Source organism: Streptomyces sp. NPDC019890, from assembly GCF_044903445.1.
GTDB lineage: Bacteria > Actinomycetota > Actinomycetes > Streptomycetales > Streptomycetaceae > Streptomyces.
The window spans coordinates 23,381-36,299 of the sequence record NZ_JBJDQK010000001.1 but is presented as its reverse complement, the minus strand read 5'-3'; the positions used below and the strand labels follow the sequence as shown (position 1 = coordinate 36,299).

At 70.3% G+C, this 12,919-nt stretch carries 10 protein-coding genes; 4 read left to right on the top strand and 6 right to left on the bottom strand.

What is annotated here, in order from left to right; translation table 11 throughout:
- Window positions 1–10: 10 nt before the first annotated feature.
- From accD to ACI2LP_RS00145, 3 genes are read left to right on the top strand one after another with little or no spacing between them, the layout of a single operon-like run.
- Window positions 11–1,747 carry an acetyl-CoA carboxylase, carboxyltransferase subunit beta gene (gene accD, locus ACI2LP_RS00155; RefSeq protein WP_404722257.1) on the top strand — a complete coding sequence of 579 codons (1,737 nt, stop codon included), beginning with the start codon at window positions 11–13 and terminating at the stop codon, window positions 1,745–1,747.
- Window positions 1,744–2,274, top strand: coding sequence for an acetyl-CoA carboxylase biotin carboxyl carrier protein (locus ACI2LP_RS00150; protein WP_404722256.1), 531 nt, complete (start codon window positions 1,744–1,746; stop codon window positions 2,272–2,274). The genes accD and ACI2LP_RS00150 overlap by 4 nt, the downstream gene beginning before the upstream one ends.
- 2 nt (window positions 2,275–2,276) lie before the next feature.
- Window positions 2,277–3,620, top strand: coding sequence for an acetyl/propionyl/methylcrotonyl-CoA carboxylase subunit alpha (locus ACI2LP_RS00145; protein WP_404722255.1), 1,344 nt, complete (start codon window positions 2,277–2,279; stop codon window positions 3,618–3,620).
- A 57-nt stretch (window positions 3,621–3,677) separates the two neighbouring features.
- Here the strand turns inward: ACI2LP_RS00145 and ACI2LP_RS00140 are convergent, their stop codons facing one another.
- From ACI2LP_RS00140 to ACI2LP_RS00125, 4 genes are all read right to left on the bottom strand, one after another.
- Entirely contained in the window at window positions 3,678–5,789 is a 2,112-nt protein-coding gene (locus ACI2LP_RS00140) for a multicopper oxidase family protein (RefSeq protein ID WP_404722254.1), read from the bottom strand.
- A gap of 88 nt (window positions 5,790–5,877) precedes the next feature.
- Complete coding sequence (locus ACI2LP_RS00135; RefSeq protein WP_404722253.1) at window positions 5,878–6,504, bottom strand: hypothetical protein; 627 nt, start codon at window positions 6,502–6,504, stop codon at window positions 5,878–5,880.
- A gap of 38 nt (window positions 6,505–6,542) precedes the next feature.
- Window positions 6,543–8,186 (bottom strand): FAD-dependent monooxygenase, encoded by a 1,644-nt coding sequence (locus tag ACI2LP_RS00130; RefSeq protein ID WP_404722252.1) that lies wholly within the window; start codon window positions 8,184–8,186, stop codon window positions 6,543–6,545.
- A 104-nt stretch (window positions 8,187–8,290) separates the two neighbouring features.
- Complete coding sequence (locus ACI2LP_RS00125; protein ID WP_404722251.1) at window positions 8,291–10,057, bottom strand: MFS transporter; 1,767 nt, start codon at window positions 10,055–10,057, stop codon at window positions 8,291–8,293.
- A gap of 151 nt (window positions 10,058–10,208) precedes the next feature.
- Between ACI2LP_RS00125 and ACI2LP_RS00120 the strand changes: the two genes are divergently transcribed.
- Complete coding sequence (locus ACI2LP_RS00120; RefSeq protein WP_404722250.1) at window positions 10,209–10,688, top strand: MarR family winged helix-turn-helix transcriptional regulator; 480 nt, start codon at window positions 10,209–10,211, stop codon at window positions 10,686–10,688.
- Between the two features lie 79 nt (window positions 10,689–10,767).
- Here ACI2LP_RS00120 and ACI2LP_RS00115 read toward each other — a convergent pair whose 3' ends face one another.
- Window positions 10,768–11,829: a methyltransferase gene (locus tag ACI2LP_RS00115; RefSeq protein ID WP_404722249.1), complete on the bottom strand. Its 1,062-nt coding sequence runs from the start codon at window positions 11,827–11,829 to the stop codon at window positions 10,768–10,770.
- 29 nt (window positions 11,830–11,858) lie between these two features.
- Window positions 11,859–12,872, bottom strand: a complete 1,014-nt coding sequence (locus ACI2LP_RS00110) for a methyltransferase (protein ID WP_404722248.1) — start codon at window positions 12,870–12,872, stop codon at window positions 11,859–11,861.
- Between the last annotated feature and the right edge of the window lie 47 nt (window positions 12,873–12,919).

The following is a 12,919-nucleotide window of genomic DNA, read 5'->3' as shown; positions in this document are numbered from 1 at the left end:
GCAAGCTCCGATGACCACCACCGCACGACCGGCCAGGGCTGCCGCGGAGAACGAGCCGGCGGCCTGGGTGACCTGTTCCCAGTGCCGCTCCCTGGTCTACGGAAAACGCTATATACGCCTGCTGCAGGTCTGCCCCGAATGCGGTGCGCACGCCCGGCTGGATGCCCCCAGCCGGATCCGGCAGCTCTTCGACGGGGGCACGGCACAGCCCGTCCGGGTGCCCGAAACCCTCATCAACCCGCTGGACTTCGTGGACCAGCGGCCGTACGGAGAACGTCTCGACCAGGCCCGCCGCAAGACCGGCCAGCAGGACTCGGTGCTCGTGGTGCGCGGCCGTATCGACGGGCGGCCGCTCGTGGCCGCCGTCATGGACTTCCGGTTCTTCGGCGGCAGCCTCGGCGTCGCCGCCGGCGAGGCGATCACCACCGCCGCCGAGACCGCACTGAAGGACCGTACGCCCCTGCTCATCGTCACCGCCTCCGGCGGCGCGCGGATGCAGGAAGGGGCGCTGTCGCTGATGCAGATGGCCAAGACCAGCAACGCGCTCGCCGAACTCGACGAGGCGGGCCTGCTCACCATTACCCTGGTCACCGACCCCACCTACGGCGGAGTCGCCGCCTCCTTCGCGACGCTCTCCGACGTGGTGGTCGCCGAGCCCGGTGCGCGGATGGGCTTCGCCGGGCCGCGGGTGATCGAACAGACCATCCGGCAGAAGCTGCCGCCCGGCTTCCAGACCGCCGAATTCCTCCTGGAACACGGCCTGGTGGACGACGTCTGGCAGCGCACCGAACTGCGCGCCCGGCTCAGCCGGCTCCTTGCGGCCACGGAGGTCCCGGGACCGAGCTGGGGCGCCGGCGAGGAGGACCCGGTGGTCCGCGACAGCCAGCTGCTCGACCAACTGCCCGCCTGGGAGTGCGTGCAGCTCGCCCGCGAGGCCGGCCGGCCCACCGCCCTCGAGCACATCGGCTACTGGCTGGACGGCTTCGTCGAACTGCACGGCGACCGCGCAGGCGAGGAGTGCGCGGCCATCGTCGGCGGAATCGGCCGGCTCGACGGGCTCCCGGTCATGGTGATCGGACACCAGAAGGGCCACACCACCGCCGAACTCGTCAGCCGCAACTTCGGTATGCCCTCGCCCGCCGGATACCGCAAGGCCGCCCGGCTGATGCGGCTCGCGGCCAAACTCGGCATGCCGGTGATCACCCTCATCGACACCCCCGGCGCCTATCCGGGGCTCACGGCCGAGGAGAGCGGCCAGTCCAACGCCATCGCGGAGAATCTGCGGTTGATGGGTTCGCTGACCATCCCCGTGGTGGCCGTGGTGACGGGCGAGGGCGGCAGCGGGGGCGCGTTGGCGCTCGGCGTCGCCGACCGCGTGCTGGTCTGCGCCAATGCGACCTACTCGGTGATCAGCCCGGAGGGCTGCGCCGCGATTCTCTGGAAGAACGCCGCCGAGGCCGCGGTGGCCGCCGACGAACTCGCCCTGGACGCCGCTTCGTTGCTGCGCCTCGGCGTGGTCGACGGCGTGATACCGGAGCCCGAGGGCGGCGGCCACACCGACACCACGGTGATGAGTGACGCGGTACGCCGGGCGGTCGTCGTGGCGCTGCGCGATCTGCGCGGCACGACCACCTCCAGCGCCGCGCGGCGCGCCCGCTTCCGCGCCTTCGGGCTGGCGGACGGCGCGCATCTGCAGACGTCAACAGGTGCAACCGCAACGGCAGGTTCTACGGAGAGAGACCGATGAACGAAGTCACCAAGGACAGCGTGCGCAGCGGGTCCGGCGGCCCGCTCGCCGGACTGGACTACGACACCAGTGGACTGGCCCTCACCGACATCTGCCGCAGCATCGCGGAGGTCGTACGGGTCGGGCCGAGCCACCCGCGCCGGGTACGGGTGGCGCTGGGCGCGGCGAGCGTGGAGGTCGAGTGGGAGGAGGGCGAAACGCCCCCCGGCCCGCGCGCCACCGCGGCCCCGCCCCGCGAGGAGGACGAGGAGGCACTCGACGGCTTCCGCGAATGCGCGCCGCTGGTCGGCACGTTCTACGCGGCGCCGTCACCGGGATCCCCGCCGTTCGTCCAGGTCGGCGACCATGTCGAGGCCGGCCAGCAGCTCGGCATCATCGAGGCGATGAAGCTGATGAACCCGCTGGAGGCCACCCGGCCCGGGCGGATCGTCGAGGTGCTGGTCCAGGACGGGGAGCCCGTCGAGTACGGACAGCCCCTGGTCCTCCTCGACCCCGAGGCCTTCACCGGCACCGACAAGGAGGACTGACCGTGGCCCTCGACACGGTCTTGGTGGCCAACCGGGGCGAGATCGCCCTGCGGGTCATCAGGACATGCCGCGAGATGGGCATCCGCACGGTGGCGGTCCACTCCACCGCCGACAAGGACAGCGCCCATGTGCGCGCGGCGGACGCCGCCGTGCAGATCGGCCCTGGCATGCCCCGCAAGAGCTATCTGTCAGCCCCCGCGGTGATCGAGGCCGCGCTGCGCACCGGCGCCGACGCGGTGCACCCCGGCTACGGTTTCCTCTCCGAGGACCCGGACTTCGCCGAGATCTGCGCCGACAACGGCCTGGTCTTCATCGGCCCGCGGCCCGAAGTCCTGTCCCGGCTCGGCGACAAGGCGGTGGCGCGTGCGCTGATGACGGATGCCGGGCTGCCGGTCCTGCCCGGCAGCCCGGGCACGGTCGACAGCGCGGCCGAAGCCACCGACCTCGCGGGCCGCATCGGCTTCCCGCTGATCATCAAGGCCGCGGCGGGCGGCGGTGGCCGCGGCATGACCGTCGTACGCCAGTCCTGCGACCTGCTGCCCGCCTACCGGCAGACCCGCGCGACCGCGCAGGCCGTCTTCGGCGACAACCGGGTGTATCTGGAGCGCTTCTGCGACAGCGCCCGCCATATCGAGGTCCAGGTGCTGGCGGACGGCCACGGCAAGGTGCTGCACCTCGGCGAGCGCGACTGCTCCGTACAGCGCCGGCACCAGAAGCTCATCGAGGAGAGCCCGGCGCCCGGGCTGCACCCGGGCCTCTCCGAGGCCATGGCCAAGGCGGCGGTGCGCGGCGCCCGCGCCGTCGGCTACACCGGCGCGGGCACCTTCGAGTTCCTTGTCCACGACGAGGGCTTCTCCTTCATGGAGATGAACTGCCGCATCCAGGTGGAACACCCGGTGACCGAGGCCGTGTTCGGTGTCGATCTCGTACGCGAACAGATCCATGTCGCGGCGGGGGAGGCGCTGGCCTTCAGGCAGGAGGACCTGGTCCCGCGGGGCACGGCAGTCGAGTGCCGCGTCAACGCGGAGGACCCGGCCCGCAACTTCGCGCCCTGCCCGGGCACGCTGGACGAGTTCGTCCCGCCCGGCGGTCCGTTCGTACGGGTCGACACCCATGGCTACGCCGGCTGGCGGGTGCCGTCGCAGTACGACTCGCTGCTCGCCAAGGTGATCACCTGGGCGCCGGAGCGCGGCCAGGCGCTGGACCGGATGGACCGGGCGCTCGCGGAGTTCCGGGTCGTGGGTCCTGGGGTGCACACCACGATCCCGCTGCTGCGGGACGTGCTGGCGGACCCGGTCTTCCGCGACGGCAAGCACAACACGTCGTTCCTCGACGAGCGCCGCTGAACGCAGCTGCACAAAAGGCCCGGCCCTTTCGGGGCCGGGCCTTCCTCGTGCGTCACGTCATTCGGGCCGGTTGTGCGCCTTGCCGCCGACCGCGTACGGCGTGGTGACGCCCTCGTAGGCCAGATGCATCACCATGCCGAGACCGGTGTGGACGAAGTTGTGGCAGTGGTCCATCCAGATGCCGGGGTTGTCGGCCTTGAAAGCGACCTCCCACTGGTCGCCGGGCCGGACGTTGATGGTGTCCAGCCAGACGGGGCTGCCGGTCGTCTTCTTGCCGTCCTTGCTCAGCACCAGCATGTGGTGGCCGTGCAGATGGATCGGGTGGTCCTCCTCTCCGCGGTTGATGAACTTCGTGCGGACGAGGTCACCCTCCTTGACCATCAGCATCGGCGCGTCCGGGAACACCTTCCCGTTGATGGTCTGGCGCAGGCCGAACTTCCCGTTGTAGAAGCCCAGCCAGTCGTCGAAGGTCAGCTTGAAGCTGCGCTCGCTCTTGCTGTCCGCGTCGAAAGGCGTGCCGGTCGCCTCGCCGTACTTCGTGAGGTCGAACTCGGGCCCGTCCAGCTTCGGTTCGATGTCGCCCTTGCCGTCGGGGGAGTAGATGATCCCCGCGCCCTTCGCCGCCGCGTCCGTCAGCCGGACCGGCGAGCTCGGCATGGTGAACTCCACGTCCATCCGCTGGGCGCCGCCCACCACCAGCTGCTCGTCCTTGATCTCGCCGGGCTTGTTGATGTCGGTGCCGTCCAGTGCGGTGACCTTGAACGGCACGCCGGTCAGCGCGAAGGTCTTGGTCAGATTGCTGCTGTTGACCAGCCGCAGCCTTACCTTCTCGCCCGCCTTGGCCGTGCGCCGCTCCAGCACGTCGGAGTTGCCGAACGCGGGGTAGCTGCCGCCGGGGGTCTCCCAGTCGTGCGCGACGACCGTCACGTCCTTGACCGCCTTGTTGACGGAACGGGCCTGCTTGGCCGGCTCGATCACCAGCGGGCCGAAAAGACCCCGCTTGACCTGCTCGGATGCCTGCTGATGGGAGTGGTACCAGCGGGTGCCCGACTCCTCGACGCGGAACCGGTAGGTGTACGACTGGCCGGGCTGCACCGCGTCCTGGGTGGCGCCCGCGACTCCGTCCTCGCCGTTGGGGATGTCCAGCCCGTGCCAGTGGATGGTGACCGGGGTCTTCCCCGACAGCCGGTTGGTGAGTTTGATCTCCACCAACTCGCCCTGTTTCACCCGAAGTTCAGGGCCCGGTATCTGCCCGTTGTACGTCCATGCGGTGAAGGTCCTGCCCGAGGCGAGCTTGACCTGCTTCTCCTGCGCGGTGAGGTTGAAGACGCGGTCCGGCTTGCCCTCGCGCGGGCCCTTGAGCGAGTCGACGCTGACGGCCGTGGTGCTGCCGGTTCCGCCGTGCAGATGGGGCCCGCCCGCCATATGACTGTGGGCGCCCGCCGGGCCGCCGCCGTAGTCGGGCTCGCCCTGCATCATCGAGAAGGTGCCCGGCAGCCTGCTGTCGTTGATACCGAAGGTGACCAGGCCGAACGCGGCGCCGAGCGCCACGACCGTGGTGCCCAGCCGCACACCCCAGGTGCGCCCGGCCGAACGCCGCACGGGCGCGCCACCCTGGGAGAGCCGGCGGACCCGGCCGCGGGCGCGGACCGAGAGCAGCACACCGGCCAGCACCAGCACCCCGAGGCCCACCGCCAGATTCAGCACCGTCGAGCGGTGCGGCGGGAGGAACTTCTCGAAGAAGCCGCCCAGCGCGCCGACCGCGGTGATCTGCGGCGGCAGCACGGTGCGTACGGAAGCCGCCTGCGCGCGCTCCGCGTCCGAGGGGGCCGCATCCCGGTCGGCCGGCCGCCTTCTCGCGGCGGACACCACCCGGGGCAGGGTCAGCACGAGGGTGGCGAGAGCACCGGGAAGCAGCAGCGCCAGGGTGCTGATCGCGCGCCGGTCCTCGACGAACACCCAGTCCAGATTGGCGAGTTGGATGAATCCGACCAACCGCGCGACGGTGGCGATCAGGGCGAGGGAGAGCAGCACGAGAGCGATACGAGCGGTGCGACGCGCCCGGCCGGCCGTGGGGCGGCCCGCCTGGCGTCGCACCAGTAACGCCGCGGCGAGCCACGCGGGGAACAGAACGAGGCCCAGGATGAAATCCAGCCTCGAAAGGGTCACATACATGTCAGTACTCCGGTCGAGGGGCGGTCACCGCAAGGCGGTCCGGGAGCATCCCGGACCGCCTGAGCGCCTGTGTCCCTGGTGTTTAGGGGCGGTCGACGGTCAGGGAGCTGGCGCCCCCGACGACCTCGATGTCGTACCGGTTCTCAGCCGCCTCGAACTCCGGGACGGCCAGCTCCAGTCCGCCGCCGACGGCGTCCAGGTGCTGGTTGTCCAGGGTCAGATGGGAGGCGCCGCCGGTGACCTTGACCCGGGCGGGCACGTCCTGCGGCCGGCGGAACGTGACATTGCTGGCCCCGCCCCCGATCCGGATGCGCACCGTACCGCTGGGCCGGGGCAGGACGATCGAGACATGGCTGGCCCCGCCGCCGAGGTCGAGCCTGGTCAGTTCGAGCGAGGACAGATCGGCCGTGACCCGCCCGGCGCCACCGTCGATCTCGACCGCCCAGGGCACCGACGCATTGACCGTCAGCTGCCCGTTGTGCCGGCGGATGGAGAACGGGTGCAGGCGGCGCGGGTAGCGCACCGTCACCACACCGGCGGCGGCGTGCACTTCGGGGACCAGCCCGGAGAAGCGTCCGCGGTAGAGATCCTCGCTGTTCTTCTCCTCGGCGGCGAGGGTCAGTTCCGACGCCCCTCCGACGAACTTCAGCAGCCCGGTCGTCACCGACCCCAGAGCCTCGCTGAACTGCTGTTCCTGGTCCTTGGCCATGATGGATCAACTCCTTCTCTCTCTTCACACGTCTTGCTTCACACGAGCCGGTCGAGCACGTGGCCCAGGACCTGTTCGAGTTCCTGCTGCGGCTCGGCGGCAGCGCCGTCGCTGCGCCAGGCCACAAATCCGTCCGGACGCACCAGCACCGCCCCGTCGTTGCCGACGGCGTAGGCGGCGGTCCAGGAGTCCTCCGGGTCGGCGGGCGCGATGCCGTTGCCCACCCGGTGCACGTCGATGTCGACGCCGAGCCGCTGGGCGGCGGGTCCTGCCGCGTGCTCCCACCCGGTCGCCTCGGGTCCGGTGAGCAGCACCAGCGATTCACCGAAGAGGTCCAGTACGGACAGCTCCTTGCCGTCCTTGCGCAGCGCAAGGTGGGGCGCGCGCGTCCCCGGACGGCCGAGACGCCGCGGGTCGATCGCGGGCGGCGCCTGCTCGTCGCCCTTCTCGGGCAGCAGAGCGCCTGCCTCGTAGCGGTAGCCGAGGATGGCCGCGGCGTAGCTGACTTCCTGGCCGTCCTCATGGCCGTCGGCCGCCGAGCGGCCCTGCAGTTCGGCCAGCGCGTAGCCGATGGTGAAGCGGGCGACGGGCCTGCGCTCCGCCTCGTATGTGTCGAGCAGCCCCTGACCCGCTGTGCGGTCGAGCACGGCGGCCAGTTTCCAGGTGAGGTTGTGCGCGTCCTGGATTCCGGTGCTGGCGCCGAACGCCCCGGTGGGCGGCATGGAGTGGGCGGCGTCCCCGACCAGGAAGACCCTGCCATCGCGGTAACGCTCGGCCAGTTGGGCGGCGATCTCGAAGCCGAGGATCTTCTCGCCGGTCTTCTCGATCTGCACCTCCAGGCCCTCGACATGGAGATCGGGCACGCCGACCGCGGCGCGGATGGCCTCGATGCAGCGGGCCTCGTCGAAGTCCTCCAGCCGCTCGCCCCTCTCGGGGTGGTACGGGGTGTAGAAGACCCAGCGGGAACCGTCGAGCGGCATCAACAGCGTGCCGTTGTCGGGCTGGTCGAAGTAGCCGAGTCCGAGGTCGCGGCCGCGCAGCGGCCCGGTCAGATCGGCCTTGAAGACCACGCTGACGGTGTGCACCAGCGTGCCGGGGCCCTCGGCGGCGATGCCGAGCCGGTTGCGTACGGGACTGCCCGCGCCGTCCGCACCCACCAGGTAGTCGGCGTGGACGGTTCGCTCCTCGCCGGTGACCGTGTCGCGGACGACGGCGGTGACCCGCTCATCGGACTGCTCGAAGGACACCAGCTCGGTGGACCAGCGGATGTCGGCGCCCTCGTCGGTGGCGCGCGCCGCCACGATGCGCTCCAGCTTGTCCTGGTCGATGGAGCACCAGGTGACCGGCGTGACCGCGGAGGTGAGCTCCGGGGCCTCGTCCTGCATGGGGGCGGAGAAGATCTCCGGGCCCGCGAGGTTCTCGGCGCGGACCATGAGCTTGACGCTGAGGTCGGAGGTGAGGGAGCGGTCGGCGAAGATCGCGTCCTCGAGGCCGGCCGAGCGGTAGACCTCGACGGTACGGGGGTTGATCACCCGGGCCCGCGGGTGCAGCAGGGCGTTCGGGTGGCGCTCGACCAGCAGGGTGCGAATGCCCTTGCGGGCGAGGAACAGTGCGGTGGAAAGGCCGACGACAGCGCCGCCGACGATGAGCACCTGCACCTGTTCCGTGTTCTGTTCCGACATTGGGGTGGACCTCCTCGACGGGGGTGGGCGGGGGCCCCGCGGACGGTGCCGCGGGGCCCCCGGCGGGGGGTGAGGGTTGGTCAGGGCTGGTCAGGGCGTGCTGGTCAGGACGTGCTCTGCGGTGAGGGCGCAGTGGCCGGCGCGGTCTGGCCCGGGACCTGCCCGGCCGCGGCTGCCTCGGTCTCGTCCTCGTCCTCGAACGTCTCCTCGTGGTGCTGCGCCTTGCGCGGCAGCAGGAAGATCAGCAGGAAGACGACGGCGACAAGGCCGATCTGCGCGAGGATCGTGCGCTGCAGCGCGGTGCTGAAGGCGATCCGCCGAGCGTCCTGCGCGGCGTCGCCGATCGCGGCCTGGGCGCCCGCGCTCTGCACGGAGTTGAGGGCCTCGCAGCTCTTGGGTGTGTCGGTCGGGTCCGCGGCCGAGGTGCGGTCCGCGAAGCACTGGGCGAAGGAAGCGGTGATCTCGCCCTGCTGGCTCGGCGCCACCGCGGCCTTCTCAAGACCGGCCCGCAGCTGAGGTGTGACGTCCTTGATCGCGCCGTCCGCGGCGCCGCCGAGGAAGCCGAGGAAGATCGCGCCGATGACGGCGATGCCGATGGCTCCACCCACCTGCTGGACGGCGTTGACCACACCGGAACCCGCGCCGGAGTGCTCCGGCGGCACGTCGGAGAGGATGAAGTCGAGGATCGGGGCGATGATCATGCCCATTCCGAGACCGCCGACGAGCAGGGTGGGCAGCAGCCACCAGGAACCGATCTGGTCGCCGCGCCACTCGACGGTCGCCGAGATGCCGCCCAGGCCGGCGGCGAGCAGGACCGCACCGATGACCAGGACCTTGCGGCCCAGCTTGGCGGTGAGCACGGTGGCCGAGAACGCGGCGCCGAAGCTGACGCCGAAGGACCACGGCAGACCGGTCAGACCCGCGCGCAGCGTGGAGAACCCGAGGCCGGTCTGCAGGAAGATGATGAAGATCAGGAAGTGTCCGATGACCACGGCGAAGAAGACGACGTTGGCCAGCAGACCCGCGGAGAACGAGCGGCTCTTGAACAGGCCCGGCAGGATCAGCGCCGAACCGCTGGAGGCGTGCCGCCGCTTCTGGTGCACCGCGAAGATCACGAGCACCGGCACCGAGGCGACCAGTGAGACGAACGCCCACGCCGGCCAGCCGGCTTCACGGCCCTGCACCAGCGGGAACAGCAGCAGCAGCAGACCGAGGCTGACCAGGATGGTGCCGACGATGTCCAGCTTGATCGGGTGCGGGGACTTGGAGTCGCGCACCACCGCGGAGGCGGCGGCCAGCAGCGCGATGCCGACCGGGATGTTCAGCAGGAAGATGACCCGCCAGCCCAGGTCGAAGAAGTCGGCGTTGATCAGCACGGCTCCGACGATCGGTCCGCCCACGGTGGCGAGCCCAGCGACGCCGCCGAACGCGCCCAGTGCGGCGCCCCGCTCCTTCGGCGGGAAGGTCGCGGTGATGATGGAGAGCACCTGCGGCACCATCATCGCCGCGGACGCGCCCTGCAGGGCACGCGAGGTGATCAGCATCTCCGGGCTCTGCGCCATCCCGCACAGCGCCGAGGTCAGCGTGAACGCGGCGACACCCAGCAGGAAGAGCTTCTTGCGGCCGAACATGTCACCGAGGCGGCCGCCCAGGATGAGCAGCACGGCGAAGGAGAGCAGGTATGCGGCGACGACCCACTGGACGGCCGAGTAGCTGGCGCCCAGGTCACGCTGGATCGGCGGGATCGCGATGTTGACGATCGTGGAGTCGAGGAGATCCATGAACGCCGCGAAGAGCACCACGATGAGCGCCTTCTTGCGCTGTGGATCAGCCCCGACGGCGGTTGCCTGTACGGCTGGGGACTCGGACATGATGCGACCTTTCGGTGATCTTCACTGCGTCTGGTGGGGAACCCGGCCGGGTCTAGACTGGGCCGGTAGGTCAGCGGCTAAAACTCTCTCGGAGTGATTGTCTTAGTCGCTAAGATAATGACTTAGCTAGATGATACGGAAGGCGGGACACATGTCAAGCGAGGGCCGTGAGGAGCTCGTCCGGGAAGTTGACCGGGAACTTCGCAACCTGGTGTCCCGCTCGGTGCTCTTCCACCAGGCGGTGGCGGACCGGCTCGGCATGAGCGTGCTCGATCTGAACTGCCTGGGCGCCCTCGTCCAGCGAGGCCCCATGAGCGCGGGCGGGCTCGCCGAGGAGAACGGCGTCACCACCGGCGCGATCACCGGAGTGATCGACCGGCTGGAAGGGGCCGGTTTCGTACGCAGGGACAAGGACCCCAAGGACCGCAGGCGGGTCATCGTGACCCCGCTGCCCAACCTCGAGGCCCAGATTTTCCCGCTCTTCGAAGGCCTTGCGACCTCACTCGTCGAGCTGAGCGGGAAGTTCGGTGACGACGAGCTGAGGACCGTCGTCGAGTTCATGCGCGCCGCCGCCCCGATCACCCAGGAGCAGACCGCGAAGCTGCGGGCCGTCGGCAGGCCGAGGAAATGACCAGCGCAAGGCGGCCGGTGCGCCCCGAGGGGTGCACCGGCCAACGCTTTGCGCTCCTGGAACCCGAATAAGCCGTTCACTACGGGATCCTGCCCTCGATCAGTCGCAGCGGCGTGCCCGTGGGAGTGACCCCGGTGAACTCCATCCCGGCCCGCTCGAACATGACGCGGTACTCGTCGGCGGTACGTTCCCAGCCACCCATCACCAGCAGCATGTGCAGGTCCATCAGGGCGTCCCAGGGCGTCTCCGGCGGATCCGCGACCAGCTGTTCGAGGAGTACGACCCGGCCACCGGAGTGCCCGGCCTCGACGCAGTTGCGCAGCACCGTGTTGCAGGCGTCGTCCTCCCACATGTGCAGCACCTGGCGGATCAGATGGACGTCCGCCGCCGGCACCCGCTCGAAGCAGTCGCCGATCACCAGCTCGCAGCGGTCGCCGAGCGAACCGCCCTCGCGCAGTTCCGGCAGCGCGGCGTCGATGGCGTGCGGCCGGTCGTACAGCACCGCGTTCACGTGCGGATTGCCCTCCAACAGGCTCCGCACCAGGCTGCCGTGACCACCGCCGACATCGCAGAAGGTCGTAACCCCGCTCAGATCAAGAGCCTTGACGACCCCCGGGTTCATCGCCTGGGACTGCGCGGCGTACCCGCGCAGGCACTGTTCGCCCGCCGCGTTGTCGTCCTCGTGGAAGTAGGTGAACAGGTCCTTGCCGTACGTCTCCTGGAAGGCGCACTTGCCGCTGCGGACGCTCTCCGCGAGCTTGCCCCACATCGCCCAGCCCCAGCTGCCGCCGGTCAGCATGATGTCGGTCAGCGACGCCGGGGCGTCCGAGCGCATCGCGCGCGAGGCCTCGCTGTGCGAGTACCTGCCGGGTCCCTCCTGACGGAAGATGCCGAAGCCGACCAGCGCCCGCATCAGCCTGGTGAGCGCCGACGCGTCGGCGCCGACGGCCGTCGCCAGCTCCTCGACCGTGATCGGTTTGTCGTCCACGGCGTCGGCCAGGCCCAGTTGGGCCGCGGCCTGGACTGCGGCGCTCGCCCACATGCCCCAGCCGAGTTCGGCGACGTGCTGGGCGGCCGGCGGACCTATCACTGGAGCGCCCTCGCAGGCAGGCACCTGATTTGCCGTCACATCACTGGTCATCACATACCACCTCTGATTCTCCTCCGGCCTCAGGGGCGGACGGATTCGAGCAAAACGATGGGGGCCCGCTCATGGCCGGCCAGGGGAAGTCGCCTGACCGGGCCGAACCCGGCCTTGGTCAGCAGCTCCTCGTACTGGGCCGGAGTGCGGGCACGGCCGCCGGTCAGCACCATGAACTCCACGTCATTGGCGTGGACGTGCGAGGAGTGCAAGGTGTACTCCCAGTCCAGCAGCAGCAGCCGGCTCCCCGTCGGCGCCGCCTCGCAACAGTTGGACAGCAGCCGCGCGGCGCCCGTGTCGTCGAGATCGCACAGCACGTTCTTGAGCAGATAGTGCGAGCCGCCGGCCGGCACCTCGCGCAGGAAGTCACCGGCGACCACCTCGGCCCGGTCGGCACTGCCGGCCCGCGTCAGCGTCTCGTCGGCGTACGGCACCGCCCAGTCGAGGTCCAGCAGTACCCCGCGGGCGGCCGGGACCTCTTTCAGCAGCCGCGCCAGCACGGTGCCCGGGCTGCCGCCGATGTCGACGATCGTCCGCGCGCCGGTGAAGTCGTAACTGGCCACCAGCGCGTCCGCGGCCTCCAGGGACAGCGAGGCCGAGGTCTCGGCATAGCTGCGCGCCTCGTCGGGGTTGGCGGCGTAGTACTCCCAGTGGTCCAGGCCCCACACGGCCTGCGTGGCGGGCCGACCGGTACGCACCACGTCGGCGATCCGCTCCCAAGGGCGGGTCATTCCGGGCGCGTTGACCGCGATGGAGAAGCCCCGCAGCGACGGGATGTCGGAGCGCAGCAGTTCACCCGCTTCGGTCAGCTGCCAGCGGTCCGGGGCAACAGGGGTGATCAGTTCATGCAACTCGCACACCCGCAGAAAGCGGGTGAGGCTCTCCTCGTGCGCGCCGATCGCCGCGGCCAGTTCGGACGCCGTACGCGGCTTCTCGCCGAGGTGATCGGCGATACGCAGCTCCGCCATGCCGCGGATGACCAGGCCGGCGGACCAGTGGAAGGGGTTGAGCCGGCGCAGCGCGCCGAGCGGGGAGAACGTCACTCGTGACCTCCTGTCGCCTCTCGTCGGCACGGGATGTGCGGACGAGC

Bases quoted from the DNA above. Each gene is read 5' to 3' on its own strand.
- ACI2LP_RS00115 (WP_404722249.1), bottom strand. From the start codon at position 11,829: ATGACCAGTGATGTGACGGCAAATCAGGTGCCTGCCTGCGAGGGCGCT.
- ACI2LP_RS00135 (WP_404722253.1), bottom strand. From the start codon at position 6,504: ATGGCCAAGGACCAGGAACAGCAGTTCAGCGAGGCTCTGGGGTCGGTG.
- ACI2LP_RS00130 (WP_404722252.1), bottom strand. From the start codon at position 8,186: ATGTCGGAACAGAACACGGAACAGGTGCAGGTGCTCATCGTCGGCGGC.
- accD (WP_404722257.1), top strand. From the start codon at position 11: ATGACCACCACCGCACGACCGGCCAGGGCTGCCGCGGAGAACGAGCCG.
- ACI2LP_RS00150 (WP_404722256.1), top strand. From the start codon at position 1,744: ATGAACGAAGTCACCAAGGACAGCGTGCGCAGCGGGTCCGGCGGCCCG.
- ACI2LP_RS00125 (WP_404722251.1), bottom strand. From the start codon at position 10,057: ATGTCCGAGTCCCCAGCCGTACAGGCAACCGCCGTCGGGGCTGATCCA.
- ACI2LP_RS00120 (WP_404722250.1), top strand. From the start codon at position 10,209: ATGTCAAGCGAGGGCCGTGAGGAGCTCGTCCGGGAAGTTGACCGGGAA.